The sequence below is a fragment of the Treponema succinifaciens DSM 2489 genome (assembly GCF_000195275.1).
Taxonomy (GTDB): Bacteria; Spirochaetota; Spirochaetia; order Treponematales; family Treponemataceae; genus Treponema_D; species Treponema_D succinifaciens.
This window is the reverse complement of record NC_015385.1, coordinates 689,264-711,859: the sequence shown is the minus strand read 5'-3', so window position 1 is coordinate 711,859 and position 22,596 is coordinate 689,264. Positions and strand designations below refer to the sequence as shown.

The 22,596-nt window shown below is 36.0% G+C and carries 17 protein-coding genes; 12 read left to right on the top strand and 5 right to left on the bottom strand.

All coding sequences use genetic code 11. The features are described 5' to 3' along the window. Positions 1–55: 55 nt before the first annotated feature. On the bottom strand, positions 56–1,654 hold the full coding sequence (locus TRESU_RS03280) for a site-specific DNA-methyltransferase (protein WP_081454750.1): 1,599 nt from the start codon (positions 1,652–1,654) through the stop codon (positions 56–58). 80 nt (positions 1,655–1,734) lie between these two features. Between TRESU_RS03280 and TRESU_RS03275 the strand changes: the two genes are divergently transcribed. From TRESU_RS03275 to TRESU_RS03240, 8 genes are all read left to right on the top strand, one after another. Continuing rightward, positions 1,735–2,067, top strand: a complete 333-nt coding sequence (locus TRESU_RS03275) for a helix-turn-helix domain-containing protein (RefSeq protein ID WP_013700892.1) — start codon at positions 1,735–1,737, stop codon at positions 2,065–2,067. Positions 2,068–2,454: 387 nt separating this feature from the next. Further along, the gene (locus tag TRESU_RS03270; RefSeq protein ID WP_013700891.1) at positions 2,455–2,787 is read left to right on the top strand and encodes a helix-turn-helix domain-containing protein; all 333 of its coding nucleotides are present in this window, start codon (positions 2,455–2,457) and stop codon (positions 2,785–2,787) included. Further along, positions 2,787–3,518, top strand: a complete 732-nt coding sequence (locus TRESU_RS14065; protein ID WP_013700890.1) for an ImmA/IrrE family metallo-endopeptidase — start codon at positions 2,787–2,789, stop codon at positions 3,516–3,518. The genes TRESU_RS03270 and TRESU_RS14065 overlap by 1 nt, the downstream gene beginning before the upstream one ends. A gap of 206 nt (positions 3,519–3,724) precedes the next feature. Next, positions 3,725–4,495 carry a DUF4469 domain-containing protein gene (locus TRESU_RS03260; RefSeq protein ID WP_013700889.1) on the top strand — a complete coding sequence of 257 codons (771 nt, stop codon included), beginning with the start codon at positions 3,725–3,727 and terminating at the stop codon, positions 4,493–4,495. Between the two features lie 134 nt (positions 4,496–4,629). Further along, a complete protein-coding gene (gene nudC / locus TRESU_RS03255) occupies positions 4,630–5,418 on the top strand; it encodes an NAD(+) diphosphatase (protein WP_013700888.1) in 789 nt (262 codons plus the stop codon). Between the two features lie 74 nt (positions 5,419–5,492). Beyond that, positions 5,493–7,007: a phosphohexomutase domain-containing protein gene (locus TRESU_RS03250; protein ID WP_013700887.1), complete on the top strand. Its 1,515-nt coding sequence runs from the start codon at positions 5,493–5,495 to the stop codon at positions 7,005–7,007. Positions 7,008–7,120: 113 nt separating this feature from the next. Next, on the top strand, positions 7,121–7,333 hold the full coding sequence (gene rpsU, locus TRESU_RS03245; protein ID WP_013700886.1) for a 30S ribosomal protein S21: 213 nt from the start codon (positions 7,121–7,123) through the stop codon (positions 7,331–7,333). Between the two features lie 85 nt (positions 7,334–7,418). Beyond that, positions 7,419–8,126, top strand: coding sequence for a tRNA-uridine aminocarboxypropyltransferase (locus TRESU_RS03240; protein ID WP_013700885.1), 708 nt, complete (start codon positions 7,419–7,421; stop codon positions 8,124–8,126). A 13-nt stretch (positions 8,127–8,139) separates the two neighbouring features. Here the strand turns inward: TRESU_RS03240 and TRESU_RS03235 are convergent, their stop codons facing one another. After that, entirely contained in the window at positions 8,140–9,252 is a 1,113-nt protein-coding gene (locus tag TRESU_RS03235) for a lipoprotein TP_1001-related protein (RefSeq protein WP_013700884.1), read from the bottom strand. A gap of 268 nt (positions 9,253–9,520) precedes the next feature. On the opposite strand from TRESU_RS03235, the gene TRESU_RS03230 reads away from it, so the two are divergent. Then, on the top strand, positions 9,521–10,267 hold the full coding sequence (locus TRESU_RS03230; RefSeq protein ID WP_013700883.1) for an acyl-[acyl-carrier-protein] thioesterase: 747 nt from the start codon (positions 9,521–9,523) through the stop codon (positions 10,265–10,267). Between the two features lie 3 nt (positions 10,268–10,270). On the opposite strand, the gene TRESU_RS03225 is transcribed toward TRESU_RS03230, so the two are convergent. The 3 genes from TRESU_RS03225 to TRESU_RS03215 all read right to left on the bottom strand — a co-directional run bounded on the left by TRESU_RS03225 (position 10,271) and on the right by TRESU_RS03215 (position 19,228). Then, the gene (locus tag TRESU_RS03225; RefSeq protein ID WP_013700882.1) at positions 10,271–14,068 is read right to left on the bottom strand and encodes a UvrD-helicase domain-containing protein; all 3,798 of its coding nucleotides are present in this window, start codon (positions 14,066–14,068) and stop codon (positions 10,271–10,273) included. Further along, entirely contained in the window at positions 14,065–16,944 is a 2,880-nt protein-coding gene (locus tag TRESU_RS03220; RefSeq protein WP_013700881.1) for a PD-(D/E)XK nuclease family protein, read from the bottom strand. The genes TRESU_RS03225 and TRESU_RS03220 overlap by 4 nt, the downstream gene beginning before the upstream one ends. Before the next feature lie 223 nt (positions 16,945–17,167). Next, on the bottom strand, positions 17,168–19,228 hold the full coding sequence (locus tag TRESU_RS03215; RefSeq protein ID WP_013700880.1) for a methyl-accepting chemotaxis protein: 2,061 nt from the start codon (positions 19,226–19,228) through the stop codon (positions 17,168–17,170). A 296-nt stretch (positions 19,229–19,524) separates the two neighbouring features. Here TRESU_RS03215 and TRESU_RS03210 point away from each other — a divergent pair, with 296 nt between their 5' ends. Genes TRESU_RS03210 through TRESU_RS03200 form a run of 3 tightly spaced genes read left to right on the top strand, consistent with a single transcriptional unit; the run spans position 19,525 to position 22,546 of the window. Further along, complete coding sequence (locus TRESU_RS03210; RefSeq protein ID WP_013700879.1) at positions 19,525–20,736, top strand: CobW family GTP-binding protein; 1,212 nt, start codon at positions 19,525–19,527, stop codon at positions 20,734–20,736. A 56-nt stretch (positions 20,737–20,792) separates the two neighbouring features. Then, the gene (locus TRESU_RS03205) at positions 20,793–21,833 is read left to right on the top strand and encodes an HD domain-containing protein (RefSeq protein ID WP_013700878.1); all 1,041 of its coding nucleotides are present in this window, start codon (positions 20,793–20,795) and stop codon (positions 21,831–21,833) included. Further along, positions 21,830–22,546 carry a helix-turn-helix transcriptional regulator gene (locus tag TRESU_RS03200; RefSeq protein ID WP_013700877.1) on the top strand — a complete coding sequence of 239 codons (717 nt, stop codon included), beginning with the start codon at positions 21,830–21,832 and terminating at the stop codon, positions 22,544–22,546. The genes TRESU_RS03205 and TRESU_RS03200 overlap by 4 nt, the downstream gene beginning before the upstream one ends. The last annotated feature ends 50 nt before the right edge of the window (positions 22,547–22,596 follow it).

The following is a 22,596-nucleotide window of genomic DNA, read 5'->3' as shown; positions in this document are numbered from 1 at the left end:
TCATTGAGATTGCCGAAATGACTGAAATGCGTGGCTTCGACAGGCTCAGCACCAGTTATAATTTTGTCTGTGTCTTGTCGAAATTCTGGCAGACCCATTCGATTTTTTCTTTTACTGTCTGGAATTTTTCCTTGCCGTACAAAGTCTCGTCAATCACGTCGAACGGAGTTTTGCCTTCGGTTGATTCAGAATTAAAAATTTCTTCTATTTCGTAGACATCAAGATTTCCGCCGTAAGGCTCGTTGTCCTGTAACCACGGAAAATCCTTTGAGCCGTCGTAACACTCGCCTGTCATGATCCGCTTGAGCCGCTTTGAGGTTACATCGTATGCGATTCCGTCGGGATTTGCGTCCGTTTTCTCGTTCAGCTGGCAGAGAATGAAAATCCTGTTTCCGCCGTCCGATTTGTTCAGGTCAAGAACCGCGTGTCCTGTTGTGCCGCTGCCTGCGAAGAAGTCGAGAATTATGGAATTTTGATTTGAAGAGATTTTTATAAGGAAATTTATAAGTTTTACAGATTTCGGATAGCCGAATGATTTTTCTCCTAAAATATTTGAAATTTCTTTTGTTCCGTCTTGGGACATTCCAACGTAATCTGGTAATTTGGTGGAAACTGCGATTTTTCCAAAATCATCTTTGGCTTTTTTCTCATCTTCATCTTTCCAATAACGCAATACAGGTTTTGAAATTTTTAAAAAATCATAATCGTCAGGGAAAATAATTCTATTTTCTTTTAAATATTCTGGAAAACCTTCTTTTGTAATACGCCAAACTGCTTGTGGGTTTACAGGATATGTTTCATTGTTTTTTGGATTTATAATTGTAAAATTTGAGTTTGGCCTTTCTAAAGAAGTTCTTTGTGTTGTCATATCATGAAATCGCCAAGGTCTGTTTGGAAAATCCGGCGTTTCAAAATATTTTCTGTTTCCGCCTTCTATGCTGGCTTTGAAAAATTCGCTTTTTGCAAAAACAAGAATGTATTCGTAATCCTGCGATATTCCAAAAGGAACATCACTTTTAGCTGTTCGTTTTCTCCATGGAAAAATTCCTGCAAAGTTTGTTTCCCCGAAAATCTCATCAAAAAGGCATTTCACGTAAGCCTGATTCTTGTCGTCTATGCTGCAGAAAATCACGCCCTCGTCAGAAAGAAGCTGCCGTGCCAGTACAAGCCGCGGATAAAGCATGGAAAGAAGATTGTCTCTTGTTATGGCGTTGTTGTAATTCGTCTTTGCAAACTCGCCCATGCTGTCTTTTCCGTAGGGCGGATCAATATAAATCACATCGATTTTGCCTCTGTATTGAATCAGAAGGTTTTGCAGAGCCTGATAGTTGTCGCCGATAATCAGTTTGTTGACCGGCTTTGCGTCATCGGTGCGGAAAGAAAGCTTCTCGTTTTTCTTAAAGTATCGGATTGCATTTCCCATTTTTTCAAGCCGCTTGTCAAAGTGAAGCCCCGTTCTCTTGTAAGTCGTTCCAAGAGCCGCAATGTTAATCGCCTCGTCCAAAGAATCCGCGTTAGTAATGAGCTTTATCAGAAGGTCGGCGTTTGTCCGCTCAAGAATCCTGTCCTGAACGCGCTTTTTTATTTCGTCTATCAGAGATTGTCTTGTTGAATCCATGTTGATTTGTCCTGAAAAGAAAGAATAATTAGACATTAGTCTAATGTATTTTATAAAAATAGACTATAGTATGACAAATTAAAGAAATATTAGACAACAGTCCATAATCTATAAAAATGGATTTTTGGGAAAATGTTGAAAACGAATTGATTTTTCAAGGAAAAACAAAGAAAGAACTTTCAATACTTACAGGAATAAAATTACAGAGTTTGCATAAATCGTTTGAACGTAAAAGCGAGGTTTCCGCAGAAAATGCCGTAAAAATTGCAAGCAAATTGAACACAACAGTCGAATACCTTGTAACCGGCAAAGACTCAAAAAAAGACAACGAACTTTTACGTAAATATAAAACCACAATTCAGGCTCTGGAAGAAATTCCGGCAGCTCCAAGAAAAAATATCGAGCAGATGATTTTAGATTTAAGCAAATCGATAAATGTTAGTATTTAGAGAAATAAGTGAAGAAAAACTTTCCCTGCAAATTGCCACTAAAATCCCGCACTAAACGCCTCCCCATTACTGCACTAAATGCCTTCTTATTAGTGCAGTAATTGCCACCCATTTACTGTACTAATCGTCTCCCAATTAGTGCGCTAATCAACACCCATATTAGTGCAGTAACTGCCTCCGTTTTAGTATATTGGTTAAATCTTATTGAACTTTTTGATTTTTATTCTTGACTTCCTGTTTTGGCTGTTGTATATTATATGTAGGTTCAAAATATTTGAACATTTTGATTTATTTAAGGTTTATACAAAACTTAAAAACGGCTGGGTCAGGGTTTTGAGCGTAAGCGTGCCTTGCCCAGACGTATCTTATTAAAGACAGGGTAAAGAGATGGGAAATGAGAAATTTATGGCGAGAGTCCGCGAGCTGCGGGAGTCTAGGAAACTTTCTCAGGAAGCTCTTGCCGATAAGGTAGGAGTAACAAAAAGCGGAGTCGCAATGTGGGAGACAAGGGGCGTTGTTCCAAGAAAAGAAACTCTTGAAAAAATCTGTGATGTTCTTGGAACAACAACTGACTATTTATTGGGCATAGGAGAAGTGGATGTTGCAAACGCAAAAATAAACTCGATTCAAAGAGGACTTAGCAAACTTGGCGAAAAAGACCTTGAGCGTGCGGAAGGCATTCTGCGCCTCGCGTTTACAGAAGCATTTGGAGGGGAATAGTGAACGGAGAATTTTCAGCAGATTACAAGACAGACATAGAAGAGCGTGTGAATGAGATTTTGATAAAATCCCGCATAATAAAGAAATTTCCTTTAGACTGCTTTCTGCTTGTGGACGAAATCGGAAAAGAGATTGCAATTGCTCTAATGCCGTTCTCCTGGATAGAAGAGAAAGGAATGAATGCGGATGATGTCGTCAATTCAAAAGATGCAGAAGCTGTCGAGTTTTGCGGAAGATACATCATTTTCTACAATCAGAATATGCCTTCTGTCCGAATTGCATTCAGCATTGCGCACGAAATCGGTCATATTGTGCTAGGACATGATATTGAGCATATTACAGAATACAGAAAGAAAAAGGATTCAAGGCTCAAGCAGCTTTATGAACAAAGCGAAATCGAGGCGAATTATTTTGCATCTTGCCTTTTAATGCCGGAAGCCATAATAAACCGCCTGAAGTCGTTTGGCTGCCGCATAACAAAAGAGTTCTTGCAGACTTCTTTTGGAGTGTCAGAATCCGCATCTGAAATTCGCATAAAGACTTTAAGGCGGAATTCTCAAAGATACGTTTCTTATTGGACCAGGGACAAGTCTTTGGACAATGCGGTTCTGCTGAAATTCGCTGATTTTATAAAAAAGATTTCTCCAAGACGAAAAAGCTATGAGGAAGAATACAGATATGAAGAGGAAATGCAGGAAGAGCGGAACAGATGGCTTGCAGAAGGATATTAGCGGAAAATAAAGCCGATAGTATATTCGGCATAAAAATTAAAATAAAAAAGTCTGAAAACAGTTGCATGTTATGCGACAGGCAGCGGCTCCCAGACTTTGCGGCATCGATAACGATACCAAATGTGGTTGTTTGATACTATCATTATTGATCCCCCGTATGCAAGAGCCGTTGCCACAATCTTCTATATTAGAGGAGGCAATGCCCTATGGCAGCCAAATCAAATCTCATGGATTCCATTGAGAATCCTAACGGCCGTGTGTCTGTAAAGTTACAGCGCAACTATTTTTCAAAGGATTCTTCCGACAAGTATGTTGGAAGAATAGTCCGAAACACCCATACCGTCGGGAATGTCATTCAGCTTGTGGCGAACAAGGTTCCTCAGCTGGACATCGGCACGGTTTATTCCGTCTGCGATGCTTTTGAAAAAGTCATTACAGAATCGCTTGGAGGCGGAAACTCTGTAAACTGCCTGAACCTTGGCGTGTTCTACATCGCCTGCAAAGGCTCAACTGACGGAAGCAGTTTTTCGCCGAACATCACGGTAAAATTTATTCCGTCAGAGCTTACAAAGTCCGCAATCTCAAATGTTACGGTTGAGCATGAGTCTTATTCTGAGCCGGCCGCGACTATCAGCAGAATTGTTGACATCGACTCAGGGGATGATGACGGAAATCTTTCGTTGAACGGCTCTGTGCAGATTTTAGGCAAAAAACTTCTGATTGGCGGTGAAGGCGGTGGAATCTGGTTTGCTCCTGCCACCGGAGAAACTGCGTCAATTGACGAAAGCGGCACGGACTGGATTCCAGTAACGGCAAAACTTTCCGTAAACAAGCCCGGAACTCTGCTTTTTCCATTGCCAAAGTCACTTTCTGCCGGCACGTACCGCATTGTGCTGAAAACAAGATGCACTTCAAATCTGAAGTATAAGCGAAAGGAACTTGTCTCGACCGTCTCTGATGCAGTTGAAATAAAATAGCAAAATTAATTAGTGCTTTACATACACTAATTAACACTTGAACTTTTGCAAAGTCTTTTGCTAGACTAAGACCGTCATTTTTTGTGGCGGTCTTTTTTGTTGCTACTGTTTTAAAAATTGACTGGAGAATTTTTATGCCTATTATTACAAAGCCGAATTGTCTTGACGCAGATTATTTTTTTGTCTGCAAAGGAAATGAAATTTTAGTAAAAGACAATTCTTTTATTTCAAAAAAAGAATTTGAATTTTTTGCAAATGAAACTTTTTCAGACGACTGGTATATAGAAAAAAATCTTTCGTTCGCCGCAGCTTTGGCAAAAGAAAATTGTTCGGCTCCTGAAAACTGTAAATTTATTTCCGTCCGGCAATTCTGCTTTGAGCATAAAGAAACCGCATTCCTAGCTTCAAGAGCCGCAAGCATTTTAAAGCAAAGAAGCGCATTTAAATTCTGTCCCTCATGCAAAGGAAAATTAATTGATGATGAAACTGAATCCGCAAGAAAATGTCCGGACTGCAAAACAAAATTTTTTCCGCGGATAGAGCCTGCGACAATAACGCTCGTTTCCAAGGGAGAAGAAATTCTCCTTGTAAAAAATAAAAATTCCGCATACAAAAACTACGCCTGCGTTTCAGGTTTTGTTGAGCAAGGTGAAACTCTTGAGCAATGCGTGGCGCGTGAAATAAAAGAAGAAACAAACATAGAAGTTCAAAGAATAAAATACTGCGGAAGCCAAGCATGGCCGTTTCCCGATCAGCTCATGCTAGCGTTCACGGCGGAATACAAAAGCGGCGAAATAAAAATTCAAGAGTCTGAAATTCTTGAAGCGCACTGGTTTAAAAGAACTGAACTTCCGCCAGAATCACAGCTGCCACGCCCCGGTTCTGTAGCTTGGAATTTGATAAATGGAATTTTTAAAAGCTGAAAAAACAGAGTTTGACCACAGCAAAAAAAACATATAGAATAAAAGATATTTTGAAATTTCTACAGAGGAAAAATATGTCCGAACTTAATTTGATGAAACTGCAAAACGGAAGCGATGTCCGCGGAATTGCAATAGAAGGTGTCGAAGGTGAACACGTAAATCTTACAGACAAAGCAGCAAACTTAATAGGCCAGGCATTTGTTTTGTGGCTTGAAAAAAAATGTGGAAAAAAAGCAAACGAACTTAAAATCGGAATCGGACGAGATGCCCGCATCACAGGAGAAAAACTTGCGCTTGCAGCTGCGGAAGGAATTTCTTCAACTGGAGCAAAAGTTGTAAACTGCGGTCTTGCAACAACACCGGCAATGTTCATGTCGATTGTTTTTGACCAGACAAAGTTTGACGGTTCACTTATGATTACTGCAAGCCACCTGCCATTCAACAGAAACGGAATAAAATTTTTCAATGTTGACGGCGGACTTGAGCATGAAGACATTGAGGAAATTTTAAAGACCGCGCAAAATTTAACTCCGCAAAAAAACTCATCTCCATTCGCGGAAAACTTTGACTTGCTTTCGATTTATGCGGAACATTTAAAGCAGACAATTTGCAAAGAACTGAATTCAACTGAATCAGAAAAGCCGCTTGCAGGATTAAAAATCGTTGTCGATGCAGGAAACGGAGATGCAGGATTCTTTGTAGACAAAATTTTAATTCCGCTTGGAGCAAACACAGAAGGAAGCGAATTTCTTGAACCGGACGGAATGTTTCCAAACCACATTCCAAATCCAGAAAACAAGCAGGCAATGCAGGCAATTCAAAAAGCCACAGTACAAAACAAAGCAGACCTTGGGCTGATTTTTGACACTGACGTTGACAGAATGAGCGCAGTTTTTCACACAGGCGAAGAAGTAAACCGTGATTCTATAATCGCGCTTTTTTCAGCTATACTCGCACCGGATTTTCCGGGCAGTACAATTGTAACCGATTCTGTAACAAGCGACCGTTTGACTTTCTTCCTTGAAAAAAAACTTGGCTTAAAACATCTTCGTTATATGCGCGGATATAAAAATGTAATTGACAAATGCCGCGAGCTAAATGAAAAGGGAATCGTTTCTCCGCTTGCAATGGAAACTTCCGGGCATGGAGCGTTAAAAGACAACTACTATCTTGACGATGGAGCTTTCCTTGCTGTAAAACTTATTTCTTCGCTTGCAAAAGCTTCCAAAGAAAACAAAAAAATTGAAAGTTTCATTTCAGAACTTCCACCGGCTGGAATTGAAGCGGAATGCAGATTTAAAATCAAGGCAGAAGATTTCAAGCAATACGGAAAAAAAGTCCTTGAAGAATTCAAATCCCGCGCAATAAAAAACAAACTCAACCTTCCTGAAAATTTTGAAGGCGTAAGAATTTCATTCCATGATAAAAATGCAGAAGGCTGGCTTTTGCTGCGGCTTTCGCTTCACGACCCTGTAATGCCATTGAATATAGAAGGAAAAACTCAAAAAGACAAAGATGCAATTGTAAAAACAGCAAAGGAACTTCTTTCAGGCTTTGAATTGCTAGACACAACCGTTCTGGATAACTGAAAAAAAAATGCGGAATTTGTGTAAAAAACAGATTCTGCATTGACATAATTCAGTTTTTTATTCATAATTTAGTTCCCTGCGATATTTCGTTGGTGAGGATGGTGAACAAAGACATGGCAACAATCAATGTTGATGAGAATGAAAACCTCGAAAAGGCAATCAAACGCTTTAAGAGAATGGTTGAAAAAGAAGGAATTATCCGTGAATACAAAAAGCGCGAATATTACGAAAAGCCTTCTACAATCCTCAATCGCAAAAACAAATCATTGGCTCGTAAGCTTTTGAAAAAAAACCACAAGCCGCATGATTCTAAATCAGCTTACTAATTGTGATTGAAACCCTGGAAATCTCCGGGGTTTTTACATTTTAAAACAAGCAAATAAAATTTCATTTTTTCAAAAAGAGGAGCTTATGAAAATTCAGGACGACAATGAAAATTACAGACAGCTTTGCTTTAAATGTATGCGGCCGATTTCTTCATGCTACTGCAAATACACAGCTCCTATAAACTGCGGAATTAAATTTGTTTTTTTAATGCATCCAAAAGAAGCGAAAAAACAACGCACAGGAACAGGACGTTTAGCTTCCCTTTGTCTTCCAGAAAGTGAAATTCTTATGGGAATCGATTTCACAAAAAACAAACGCCTTGAAGAACTTTTGAATGACCCGCAGTATTATCCCGTTTTGCTCTACCCTTCACCAGACGCCTGGACTTGCAGCAAAGAAGGATTTAAAGAAACAATACAAGGAAAAAAACTGCTTGCAATAATCGTAGACTCAACTTGGTTCTGCTCAAAAAAAATATTGCGCTTCAGCACAAATATAAATTCTCTACCGAAATTTTCATTCACTGGAAACTACAAAAGTATTTTCACTTTTAAACACGAACCACAGGAATATTGCGTTTCTACAATTGAAACTTGCTACTATCTGATTAAAGAATTGCAATCAACAGGAATTGTGAATAAAGAAATTTCGCCAGAGCCCCTTATGACAGTTTTTAAGCAGATGATAAAATTTCAACTTCAAAAAGAAAACGACCGCATAGAAGGAAAACTTCCAAATAGCCATGCAAAAGACTGGAAATACACACGAAAAAAAGAAATTCCAAACTTCTAGCAGCCGTTTTTTTTTATTTCACATACGGAATATTTGAATTCCCGTATCCCGGAGTTGCAGTCTTTGCAACAATCCAACAGTCTTTTCCATTTGCTATCACTTGTCCTTTTTTATATGAGGCGACAGCTTCCTTTAAATTTTGACGCGAAAGACTTCTTGTGGGGGAAATGTTATCGCAACAAATCGCATTTTCAAGACAAGCGCCTCCCTGCCATATTCCGCTTTCTGAAACAATAGAAGCAAAATCAGAAATTCCTTTTTTCCATTCGGCGCAATCTGATTTTGCAAAAACAACAGCATCAAGAATTTCAGAAGTATTGGAATCTCTTAAAACAACTATATCACTGGCAGCAAAAGGCTTTTTTGTACATTCGCTCCACAAGTCCCTGGCAGTATCGCAAGAATCCTCATGCTTGGAAAGCTTTAAATTGTCCCCAAACTCATTGTTCATTCCTTCGCCATCAAGACCTTCGGCAATAATCATTCTCATGTGCATGGTAACATAATCGCCTTCATTTACTTCAACTGCCGGAAGAATGAATTTCGTTTTATCGCCATTTGCCGCGCTTATAACTTCAAGTCCAGAAAGATTTCCGCCCTTCAACACATAAAGCTCAACAAATTCGCTGCGATGAACTTTTTCCTTCGTTTCTTTTATAGTTTTAGTTCCATAGGAATTTCTAAGTTCCGTGATTATAACTTTCGCAGGATTATTGTTAAAGCCTTTAAACGGAACACTGAACGTCAAGGAATTTCCAGCAGAATCAAAAGCCATGCCTTCAACTTTGTAATCAATTCCAATTGCGGTTTCATTTTGAAATTCAAGCAAAACTGACTTTTCTTCATATTTACATTCTACATTTCCTAAACTTGAAATTTTATCTGACAAAAAAAGCTCTGTGTTTTTCAGCTCGACTTCTCTTGAAAAATCCAGACGTGCAGAATTAGAAGACGTGGCACAAAACTTTGTTATATTGGGAACAGAAAAATCCCCAGACAAAAGTTCAAGACTTTCAACAGAAGAACGGCACGACATAGGACAAACAGAAAAAGTAACAGCAAACAAAAGCCCTGCGGAAACAAAAATCATCTGAGCCAATTTTTTTACAAATTGATTTAATTTCATAAGCGCTCCAATAAAAAGTCAATGAGAAAGTATCAACTTTTGATTTGACTTTTTAAGCATATTCGCAATGAAATGAGAATATGCAGTTAATAAAGAAGTTTGCAACGCAAACTTGTGAATAAAAACTTTGACGATATTTTATACAAAGTTTTTATTACACGCTCCTGTATTTTTTGATGCACAAAACACTCTTATATTTTTATTACTTGAAAATAAAAAAAACTGCATTGTGATTCCATTTTTATAAAAAATTCATTAAACTTTTTCTATGGAATACAAATCTTTTTTTGAAGAAGACAAAAATATTTTTCATGTTCAGTCAAATATTTATTTCAGCCAATGCAACGCAAACAAAGACTTGAGCTTGCACGAGCTTTTAAAAATAACTTCTGATATTGCAGTTGAAGATTACAGGCAACGCGGAATGTCGCGCAAAATTTTAAAAGACAACGGATTTGGAATTCTTGTTTCAAGATGCTCATATAGAATTCATAAGTGGCCAAAAGAAAATCAATTTATAGAAGTTGAAACTTGGGAGGAAAAACCGCAGGCACTTCAGTTTATGCGTGGCTATAAAATTCTTGATGAAAACAAAAACATTTTAGTTTCTGGAAAATCATCATGGCTTTTAGTTGATATAAACGAACGACGAATTCTTCCGCTAAAAAAATTCACGTTAAGAACGCCTCCGGAATTTTGCATTGACCTTGACTGCGACAAACCGGACAAAATCCTTCAGCCTGAAAAAAGCGAGCTTTGGGACACAAGGATAATTAAGTTTTCAGACTTGGATGCAAACGGGCACACAAACAACGCAAGATACGCGGCGTTTGTTGAAGATGCGATTCCAGAAGAATTCCGCGGAAGAAAACCAAAAGACTTCAAAATAAATTTCGCAAAGGAAGCAATGCTGAATGATAAAGTGGAAATCTTCGGTTTTAAAGAGGAAAACAAAATAACATTCCTTGGTAAAACGCCGGAATCAGTTTCCTTTGAAGCAGTCATTTCATACTAAAAATTATAAAGTATAAGCTGAAATATCAATTTCCTTGTCGTAGCGAAGATAATAAAGAAAAGTTTCTATATCTTTTGTATCGACATGGAAAATTTCAGAAGCGGCTTTACGGTAGCAAGAAAGCTGTTCAATATAAAGTTCTGGCTTTACAGCGCGGTCTGTTTTATAGTCAACAATAAAAAGCTTTTGATCTGAATCTTGAAAAATCAAGTCCATTGAACCTGTAAAAATCGTGTCATCCATAAGAAACTTGAATTTATTTTCTGTTTTGCAAAGTCGATTGGATTTTTTTGCATCTGCAACTTTTTTTCCAAGATAAGTTTTTTCAAAACACTCACACATAGACACAATAGCCTTTAAAAGAATTTCCTTAGCTTTTTGATTTTCAGAAAGTTTTTTTGAAACAATCCTGTCAATGAAGTTTTCAGCATTCAAAATATTTCCAGTAGAAACAAGACATTCAAGATAAGAATGGGCGAATTTTCCAAAGTCAGCATAATTAAATTCAGCATAAGCAGAATCCTCTTCATTGTCTTCTGAAATATCAGTCGCTGATTTTAAAATCGAATCAATAGAAGAGTATTCTTCATTTATTTTAAATGCGCCGTCAACTTTTACAGTTGTTTTTGGAGGCAGTTTTTCAAGGCCACTTGGTGTTTGAGTTTTATCAGAAAATTCATGAGGAAAATCATTGTCTTTTTCAAAAGGAATTTTGTCATAGAAAGCAGAAAACAGTTTTATCTTTTTTTGTCTAAGCTCATCTAAATTTGTTTTTTCATCCGCACGGACTTTTGTAGAAACAGGATTTATTTTTATAAAATCAAAAGGTGCGCCATTTTTATTAAATACAGGCTCATTGCAATAAGATTCAAAAGAAAAATCATTGTCGGTGTAAAGTTCCTTCTGATAATAAAAACGGCAAAGCTTGTGCATCAAGGAAATCGAACCGTCATACCTTTTTTCAGCATTATCGGATTCGTCAAATTTCTTTAATTCCTTGCTTCTTGAAAAACTTCCGACCAAATGAACATCTTCTTCCGCACGTGTAATTGCAACATAAATTTTTCTCTTTTGTTCAGCAAGTTCTCTTAAAGCAGAATCCTCTTTTTGCCGCACCGAAAAATAATTTCCGCCTTCGTCTAAAGCGCACAAAGAAACTCCCGTTGCAATTTTTTCGTCAAATCCGTCTTCATCAAAAAAGAAAGTTCCTGTTATCTGCGTTTTAGGATTTCCCCAAATTCCAATAACAAAGACATGCTTAAACTGCAAGCCTTTGCTCTGATGAATTGTCATAATTTTTACAGCGTCTGGTTTTTCAATTGGATAAGAAATTTCTTTTAGCTCAAGTTCAACACTCTCATCATTCATGTAAGATGAAATTTCTTTTTTCTTTGCAATTCCAAGCTGATCAACAAACCAAGAAATGCTTTTGCCTTCGTTTTCAGCTTGGCGTGCAGTTTCATAAAGCAAATCAAACTGTTCTGCATAAAGCGTAAGATTTCTGTTTAGAATTGTTTCAAAGTAATATCCGGTTTTGTACCACAAAAGTTCAAGCGATTTTGTAAGGCTTTGAGAAAGAATATTGTCCCGCAGTTCTTCATAAAATTTTTTTGCAGCCAAATATTTTTTCATATCGGAATCAGAAAGAGAAATCTCGTCATTCTCTTCAAATGCGGAAAAAATAATTTCAGAATTTTTTGTTTTTTTAACTGATGCTGACAAAATATTTTGAATGCCTTGAATGCTTATTCCTGCAAACGGTGAAGCAAGAAAAGCCGCAAACGCATTTGAGTCTGAAGGATAAACGCAAAATCTTAAAAAGCTGTAAAAATCATTTACAATTCCTTCTGAAAAAACATTTGTCTGCCGGTCAACCGTATAAGGAATGTTAAAAAGAGAAAGATACCTTTGCAAGTAAAATCTTCCTGAACGAGAATTATCTAGAATTGCGTAATTGTTAAAGTTAGAATCAATTTTTGAAAGCTCATAAATTTTTCTGGCTATAAAATATGCTTCTGTTTCATTTTCGCTAAGACACTTTCCGTAGTTTACAAAATCAGCAAAGTTATTTCCGTCCTCATTTTCTCCTGTATTTAAAAGGCACAAATGAACAGGAACATTGCTTGCATCAACAGAACAAGGAAGTTCGTTTTTTTTCAAAGCATTGTGCTTGTATTCAGCTTCATAGCTTTTTAAATTTTCAATCCCATTTTCTTCTGAATAAAACAAAGAAGGAATTTCTGTTTCATTCAACGGATGGCTGTCATTGCAGTTTCCAAACATTAGATTAAAAGAATAAAGCAAAGGAACAGAAGAGCGATAATTATTTGTCATGTTCAAGTTAACATTTTCTTGAGAACCAGAATTGTCCTTTAAGGATTTTTTTAACTGATTGAATACACTTACATCTGCTCCTCGGAATTTATAAATTGATTGCTTTTCATCTCCAACGAAAAAAAGCTTTTCTGCGGAAATATTGTTTTCAAGCTCAGCAAAAAATTCGGCTTCAGTTTTGTTTTCAATTAAAAGTTCTTTTCCGTCATTTTCAGAAATAAGAAACAAAAGCTCCTTGTTTTTTTTGTTGTTATCCTGAAATTCATCTATCATTATTTTCTTTATAAGATTTTTCTGCTGTTTTCTGATGTCCGGCTGCTCGATAAGAATTCTCAAAGCCAAGTCTCCAACATCCTTAAAAGAAAGATTTCCAGAAATGCGCTTGGTATTATTTACTTCTTCAAGAAATTCATCAAGAAGCTCAAACATCCTTTTTTGCGCGGAAAAGTTTTTTATAAAATTCACAACAGAAACAACAACAGGAATTGTTTCTCTTATTCTTTTTATAGTTTCCTTGATTTCTTTTACTGGTTCCTTGTTTCCGCCTTTATTCATGCTTATTGAGCAAACGGAATTTATACCTGAATAAAAAACCTGAGCAGCTGCAGAAAAAGAATTTGCATTTTCTTCATTTAAATAATCAAATGAAAAATTATTTCCGTTTTCTGTAAAATCATTTTTTTCAACCAATTCTTTTAATTCACTTGTAAAAGCATTTTTTTCATCAGCTTCGTTTAAAAGTGATTTTATATTTTCAAACTGCGACTTTATAGAGTTTTCATTTTCAGCAAAAAAAGAATTCCATTCTTCAATTATTTGCGCCTTTTGTATTTGAAAATTATCCGAAAAAAAGTTCTTTCTTGTAGCAACAGAAGTACATTCCAGAACTGGAGAAGCAAAATAACCCGCAGCAAAATCTTCAATTTTTCCAGGCATAGAATAAACATTAAAGCATTCTTCAGTTCTATGCTTTAAAACAAACGGAAGGGCAGCATCTTCAACTGCACGGTCGCAAGACGAAGAGCCAGTTGTAAAGTCGGGACGAATTCCATAGCGGCTGGCAGCAATTCTTACAAGAGAACCACTGTAAGCATCAAGTGTTTGAATCTTAGCATCTGCAAATTCATCCAATGCTCTTTTTGCAAGTTTTACCTGCTTTGGATATTTGTCATTATCAAGAAATTTTACAAATGAATTAAGTTTTTTATATATTCGGTCATAAATTTCAGAAGCAGCTTCTTTTGTAAAAGTAAGAGCCAGAATATTTTTTATATGTATATTCTCATCTGTCATAAGTAAAAAAGCATAACGCAAAGCAAGAACATCAGTTTTTCCAGAACCTGCGCCAGCGGAAACAACTGCATTATCTTTTTTTGTTATTGCCTTAATTTGAAAAATATCAGGCGACTTTGAGTTATCAGGATTTTCAGTTAAAGGTTCAGTTAAAAAATCATAATCAACGCTCATAAAATTTCCTTTTTTGCAATATTAAATGATGTTCTGCAAATTGAATTAAGTCCACACTTCATGCAGTCTTTGTAGACATTTATGCCATGTTCTTTGTCCGCTTGAAAATTTTTAGGCTCGAAATCAAATCCAGATGATTTTTCATAAAAGTACTCTGCAAAAATTTCAAACTCAGACAAAGTTTTTTCAAAGCCTTCTCTATCTATGTTATGGCTTCTTGCGTTCGGTGTTTTTGAAATAATTTGCACAACATCAAAATTGTCTGCAGAATCTTTTTTAATTTTATAGAACATAGCAGAGCAAACTTTTGTTTCCTTGCTTTCCAAAAGTTTTACATACGAAGCCATTTGAAAGTCTCCTAATACGGGAATTGAATCCGCATTAAAAATGCAATCTTTTATAGAAGGCGCAGAACCAGTTTTGTAATCAATGATAAAAAGCTCATCAGGCTCATCAGGATTTAAAAGCACACAGTCAATCTTTCCAAAGAAGTCAAACTGATTTGAACTGCAAGGAACTTCTTTTTCAAGCTCAACTCCTTCAATAAAATATCCTCCAAAACTTTTATTTCCTTTTTTACTAGAATAATCCGGCAACGCGCAAAACTGTTTAAAAAACAAAAATACATTTTTACAGATAAGCCCTTTCTGGCTTTCAATAATTTTAAGAGCAAGCGGACTTCTTGAAAAACCTGCATGAAGTTTAGCTTCATCAAAAGCAGAAAAAATCAACTGCTCTATATGCCCAGAAGTCTCTTCATTGAAGATAGGTATTTTTCCTTTGTAAATTCCATTTTTATCCTGAAAATTTTTGCATACAAGTTCAATTATTTTATGAATAAGAACACCAGCTTCATAATTTTTTATAAGATCCACATCTAAAGAATCTTCTTTTAAACTTAAGACTTTTGTAAAAATAAATTTTCTTGGACAAGGAAAAAAACTTTTTAATTCAGTCTGAGAAATTTTTACTTTTTCAGGATTTGAATTCTTTCCTTTATCTTTTAGCTCAGCATTGATTTTATTTTTTAGTGAATCAGACATGCAAGAAGAATCACCTGATGCAAAAATATTTTTCCAGTTATAAAAAGATTTCTGCTGCATTTCTGAAAAAGCACGTTCCGAAACAATGCCGTCTTTAAAATCATTTTTTTCATTATTAATAAAATCAAATTGCTCAAGAACTTTTTCATCTGATTGTTCACAGGATTCAAACGCGGTATGCATAATCGCAGAACCAGAAAATGTTTTTTTTGACGCAGAAAAAAACATCTGCTTATTTTTTAAGTTTCTTTGCTGAGCACAATAGAGCTTTATAAAATCAACAGAAACATCTTTTTCATTTAATTCAAGCAACGCACGTTTTTCAACATCATTTATAAATCCAAGTTTTCTAAAAGGAACAGAAACATCTCTTTGAGTCGCATTTATTACAAATTGATATTCAAAATCCGCGCAAACAGAAAGCCTATAAGGAAAAATATTAACTCCATATTTCTTTTCATTAGGTGTATAAGTCTTCTGGTTAATTTCATTTATAAAAAAATCAAATGCAGAATTTAATTTGTAATTTATTTTTGAAAGATAATCACGTTCAATAGACATAAGGTTGTTTAAGTCAGTAATTATTCGTCCTAAAATTTTATCTGTTGTTGTATAACGCTCTTCACTAAATTTTTTCTCATCAATAAATTTACTTTTAAAACTGTCCCAGGCAAATTTCAGCTTTTGAAAACTAGATGCATTTTCAAATTGCAAAACAGTATCTTTGATTTTTAGATAAAATTCTTTTTCTGCACTTTCATCATCAAGTGAAGAAAGCCATATATCTTTGATGGATTCACCTTCTTCATAGCTGCACACACATCTTTTTTCATTTCCTGCTCTTACAAGACGTTCATTTAAATCAAAATTTTTCCACGGAATATATCCATCAAGCAAAAACGAACGCACGCTGTCATACGAAAAGCCGGAAGAAGCGCAGTCTTTTATTTTCTGAAAAATATCTCCTCCGCAATTCTTTGTGTATGGAACTCCAGCCCGTACAGTAAAAGGAACAGAATAAATTGAAAGTTCTCTTTCCAAATAAGGTCTGATATTTTCCAAGCAGGGAACATTGACAGCCACTGTACGCAAGTCAATTTTTTCAAGGTGCAGTTGTCTAAGCCTAAGAACAAGCATTCTAATTTCTTTTCGCGCATCATTATAAAAAACACACCTGCCGCTCTGCGCATTCTTGGGAATACAAACCAATGTTACATTTTCTTCCGCACAAAGAATATTCTGAAATTCCGCGAAGTCTTCAAGAATCTCTGGATAAAAAATAAAAATTTGCTTTTCATTCTTCTTGAAATTTGAATCCAAATAAGAAGGCTCGTAAAAATTGTTCTGCTTCAAAAATTCCTTGTAAAGCTCAAAAAGTTTTTTATAATCATCATCTTCATCATCAGGAATTTTTCCTGCGGCGCAATATTTTTCAAAGTGCTCATTCCAAAGTTTTAATGAGGGAAGAATTTTTGCGATCCAATCTGTAAAGCTAAAAACATTATCCTTGAACTCTGATGCAGAAGAAACAATTCTTTTAAAGAAATGCATCTCATTGTTTTCTGAAAGAATTTTTTGAACAAAAACCTTCCGTACAACAGGAGGAATACAAATAAGATTTTCATCAGAAGCTTTTAAATAATCAGACTTGAATTTATCCCATGCTGTAAACTGGTCAAGATTAAAGGCCCGCACGCCAGACTCGTCCGGATTTTTTATAGCCCAGTTTATCCAGCTTGTCTGAACAACATCAGTGGGAAAAACGAAAAGTGAATCAACATTCTTTATATTTGCCGAAATAACTTCTGAAATCTTATCTTCACTAAAATTCATAGACTAATAATATAGCACATAATTTCTTATTTTTAGACAAAATCTAAATTTTTTATGGATTTTTTCCAGCAACTTGATTTTTCAGTGAAGTTTTTCTCATAAAAAAAAGATTTCCCCAGTTAAATTGGGGAATAGCAAACTTACAATACAAAAGCCGGAAAATAAACAGTGTCATTTTCCAGCTCATGCAATTTATTTAGCAATAAATTTTTTTTGTATTCTTTTATACTTTGAACAAATCAACCTCGTTTCCAAGCTTCTTTATAGACTGCGCCATAAGGTTAGAAATTCCAGACAATGCGTTTCCAGTTTCGTTTATTTTTCTTGCGCCGGCGGACATTTCGCTCATTCCTTGTTTCATGCTCAAAGTTGAATTCTGCAAAGTTTTTATTTCATTTAGAATTTCCTTTCCGCCCTCCGACATCTGCTTGGAAGATTCTCTTACTTGCACAGTGCTGTCGTTCATTTGTGTAAGCGCAAGAGAAATCTGACGTGAACCTTCTCCTTGTTCCTGCATGGCATTTTTTATCTGAGACACAAGATTGTTTGTTTCCACCATTTCATTTGAAACAGCAGAAAAGGTTTCGGATGCAATCTTTGAGGCAGAAACAATCTCTTCAATTCCATCAGTTATTTTCTGCAACTGATTTCCGATTGTCTTTGACTGTTCAGATGAAGTTTCAGAAAGCTTGCGGATTTCATCCGCAACAACACTAAATCCTTTTCCTGCCTCGCCTGCGTGAGCGGCCTCGATTGCAGCATTCATTGCAAGAAGATTTGTCTGTTCCGCAATGCTTGAAATAACGGCATTCGCTTCCTGCAAAGACTGAGACTCGCTTGCAATAACAAGAATTCTTGAGTTCACATCATCCTGCTTTTTCACACCTTCAGAAGAGCTTTGCTCAAGGCTTTCAAATGAAGCAGCCATCTTTCCAATAGAAGAATTTACAGAATTTATGTTGCCAATCATCTGCTCAACAGCCGCAGACGCTTCTGTAACACAGGCCGACTGGCTTTCAATCATATTATTAAGATTGTCAATTCCAATGGAAATTTTATCAAGAACAGTTGTTGTCTGATCCACACTCTCAGAGTTACTGTTTATGCCGTTTTCAACATTTTTGATATTAGAAATTATCTGGCTTATAGAAGTTGCTGTATCCTGAGTTCCTGCATCCAAGTCTGAATCAACTTTTAGAAGTTCATCTTTCAGCTGCTTTATGACAACAATTATGCTTTGCAGTTTTTCCATAAAGCCGTTAAAACTATCTATAATGCTTCCAACTTCATCGTTCTTTTTTCTCTTAAGCTCAATTCGTTTGGTTAAATCAGCATTTCCTGAAGCAATCTTATTTATAGACTGCTCAAGAACTATAAGAGGCTGCGTCTTTCGGATTAAGTTGACAATCACTCCAAAAATTACAGCAATTCCAATGACAAAGTTTGAAATAATTATAATAGAAAAAATTTTTCTAAAAATGCTAAGAACTTCCGCCTCAGAAATAACTATGCAGTTGCGCCAGTCAGTTCCTTCAACTATAGAATAGAAAAGATAATATTTTCCGTTGGCAGTATTTATAATGCCGTCGCCGTTCACACTTGAAGTAGAAAGGATTTTCTTTGCATCTTCTGTCGCAAAAAGCTTGTCAACTACTTTTGAATCTCCAGAAGAAGCTATTATAAGTCCATTCTCAGAAATAAGGGCAGAAACTCCAGCATTTCCAATTTCTGTATTCTCTACAAAACGGCTCAAACGTTCAGAAGTTGTTACTCCAGAGAAAAAACCAATTGTTTTTCCGTCCAATTTAAGCGCACGGTTAATATGAATAACTAGTTTTCCAGAAACTTTAGAAGGAGTAGGATTGTCTATAAACGAATCGGCTCCATTCTGCATTATCGCCTTAAAATAATCACGGTCTGTTACAACTGTGTGAGTTCCTATATCTGATTCAAAGTTTCCATCTTGATCAACAAAAGCCACATAATCAAACCAGGCTCTTCTTAAATATGCATGGGCTTGCAACCAAGAAACTATTTCAGCTGGATTTTCAGTTTTGCAAACGTCAGCATTGACATATACATCCATTCCAACTTTAGATTTTTCAAGAACAGAAGAGATTTCAGAAGAATAAGACCTTGCAAGTTCTGAATACTTAGAATAAGCGTCTTCCAGCAAGTCTTTTTTTGTTAAATTTACAATAACAATAAGCTGAATGGCAACTAAAAATATTATAATAAGAGATGTCTGAATTCCAATCGAGACTGAAAGTTTTCCTTTTTTCATATTCTCACCTATAAAATACTCTTGATTTTTATATTATAAATCCATATCAGAAAAAATCAAAGTGTTCAAAACTTAAAAAGTCAGTTATTTTCATTTAAATTTGTCTTTTTATCTAAAATTTAGTATTATCTTTTACACAAAGGGAGTTTCTAAAAGTTTCAGTTTTTAGAAACAACTCTGAAAATGCGATGTTTTAATTCGTGCTATTATAACAAATTAAAACTCGTAGGCATCTCTAAAAGTGAACTGTAAATTGAGTTTTTAGAGATGTCCAAAACATATTTATAGAGGAATTTATGAAGAAATTAACACCTATAACACTCCTATGCGGTTATCTTGGAGCAGGAAAAACAACTCTTCTAAACAAAGTTCTTTCAAATCAGGAAGGATATAAAGTCGCAGTTATTGTAAATGACATCGGTGAAGTGAATTTTGACGAAAAACTTATTGCCGACGGGGCAAAAATTACAGACACATCAAGCATTGTTCCTTTAACAAACGGATGTATCTGCTGCACACTCAAAACTCAGCTCGCACAGAATATAGAGAATCTCATAAAGAGCGGAAAATTCGACTATATTATGATTGAAGCAAGCGGTGTATGCGAGCCAATGCCTATTGTTCAGGAACTTGAAACAATAAAGAACGGAAATGTTGACAATGTTGTAGGTGTTGTTGACGCAGCACGTCTTGTAGATGAATTTGCAGGTGGAGACAAGCTCTTGAAAAAGGATTCCATTGAGGAAGAAGACGTAGAAAGCCTTCTTGTTCAGCAGATTGAATTCTGTTCTACTCTTGTAATCAACAAAAAAGACTTGGTTTCTGATGAAGAATTCAAGAAAGTACGCAAAGTTATCGAAGTTCTTCACCCAGGTGTAAAGATAATTGAAACAAGCCATGGCGATGTAGATGTAAAAGAAATCATGGGAACAAATTCCTTTGAATTTGACAGCGTTTATGCAAGCGCAGGTTGGTGCAAGCATCTTGAAGAAGACGAAGTTGAAGATGAACATCACGAAGAGCACCATCACCGTGAAGAAGAGCACGAAGAACATCATCACCACGAACACGATGAGCACGACCATGAAGAACACGGGCATCACCATCATCATGAGCACCGTCACGAAGGAGAAAGTGAAGACGAGTACGGAATAGGAACTTTCATCTATTATAGAAGAAAACCGTTTGATCGCCAGCTTTTGGATGAATATGCAAACACATGGCCTCGAAATATAATCCGTTGCAAAGGTCTTATGTGGTTTGCAGATGAGCCAGAGATGGCTTGGGTGTTTGAAACATCCGGCAGACAGATTCAAGCTGGATATTCCGGACAGTGGGTTGCTGCCTGTTCACCAGCTGAGCAGAAAAAAATCCTTGAAGAAAATCCAAAAATAAAGGATGAATGGGATAAAGATGTAGGCGACAGAATGATTAAGCTCTGTATAATCGGTCAGAATCTAGACAAAGAAAAGATTTCCGCAGAACTTGACAAATGCCTTGCAAAATAAAAGCACATTCAGCAGTTTATTTTGTTTAAGCTGCTGAAACTACTTGGAATATATTTATGAAAGAAAATTTTGCAGCCAAATACCACAAAATTCTATGCAAAAAAACACCGGATTTTCTAAGTAAATATATTTCATTGCCTATTTTAAAACGTCTTGAAGGTGTGGGACTTTTATGCGGAACCGACTGGACGCCTCTTTTTCATAACAGTTTTTTTTATTCACGGCTCGACCATTCAATAGGAACTGCTTTAATTGTCTGGAATTTCACAAAGGACAAAAAACAGACAATCGCAGCTCTCCTTCATGATGTTTCAACACCTGCATTCAGCCACGTTTCTGATTTTAAAAACGGAGATGCGCTTACACAAAGCAGCACAGAAAATTTAAATGCGCAGTTAATAGAAAATGACTTGGAACTTCTTGAATTTTTAAAGCAAGACGGAATAAAAGTTGCAGAAGTAAACGACTACCATATCTATCCTGTTGCCGACAACGAAATTCCGGGCCTAAGCGCAGACCGTTTGGAATATATGTATCCGAGCGGAGCGGCATTGGATTCTATTTGGACTTTAACAGAAATAGAAAACAGCTACAATCACATAAATGTCTTGGAAAATGAAAAAGGACTTCCAGAGTTGGGGTTTTCAGAAGAGAATGAATGCCTAATTTACACAAAAAAATTCATTCAGACAAGCACGATTCTTCAGCAGAATGAAGACAAAATTGCAATGCAGCTTATGGCTGATATACTGAAACTTGCAGAAGAAAATAAAATTATAAAACCAAGTGAGCTTTTTACATTTTCTGAAAAAGAACTTATAGAAATATTTACAAAATCCGCAGAAGAAAATCCTTCCTGGGAATTTTCAAAGTATTTCAGGACATTCCGTGGAATGAAAAAGATTTTACGTTCAGAAAGTGAAATAAAAGGCTTTTTCTGTGTCGATTTGCAAGTAAAAAGACGCTATATAAATCCGCTCATCAAGATAAAAAACGGCGCAAAAAGAATTTCAGAAGTAAATAAAGAAGCAAAAGAAATTATAGAGCAGTTTTTGCAGTTCAATGATACAAAATTTGGCTGCGCGGAGTTTCTATGATTCAATGGAAACCACGGAAAATAATTTTTATAGGAAACCAGACACCTCTTTTAAAGATTCTTGCAAAAGAAAATGAAACGGAAGTAATTTCATCTGTTACATTTCTTTCCACTTTAGCCACAAGATTTGCTCCAGATTTGATTGTTTTTGACAGCATACAAGACGCGGACATTCTTGAAGTGCGGAAAAATGAAAAACTAATCTTTGTTCCAGTTCTAATTACAGCAGAAAACTTTAAAGAACTTAACAATCTAAATTCAATCTCTGATTTTTCAAACGTAATTATATGCAACCAGTCAGTTTCGCAATCCAGCCAGTTTGTTGAGCGGCTGAAAAATCTTATGTCAAAAAAACAGCCAGTTCTTCCTTCAAGGACAGGTTCTATTGTAAAGTACGCAATTCTTTATATGAACAAAAATCTTTCTAAAAAAATCAGCAGAAATACGCTTGCAGACCAAGTTGGAGTTGACCCGGATTATCTTACACGTATTTTTCACAAGGAAATGGGAATTGGAATTTCTGCATACCTTAACCTTTTTAGATTAGAAGAAAGCCATAAACTTCTTTCACTTACAGGAATGAAAATTCAGGATATTGCAAAAGAATGCGGATTTTCAAACCCGGCGTATTTTATAAATTCCTACCGCGCAAGATTTGGAATTTCCCCTGGCACAGTAAGAAAAGAAGGTCTTTCACCTGTAAATGCTTTTTAGCAATCTCATTTCGCTTTAGAAAGCTTTCAGATTATTGAATTCAAAAGTTT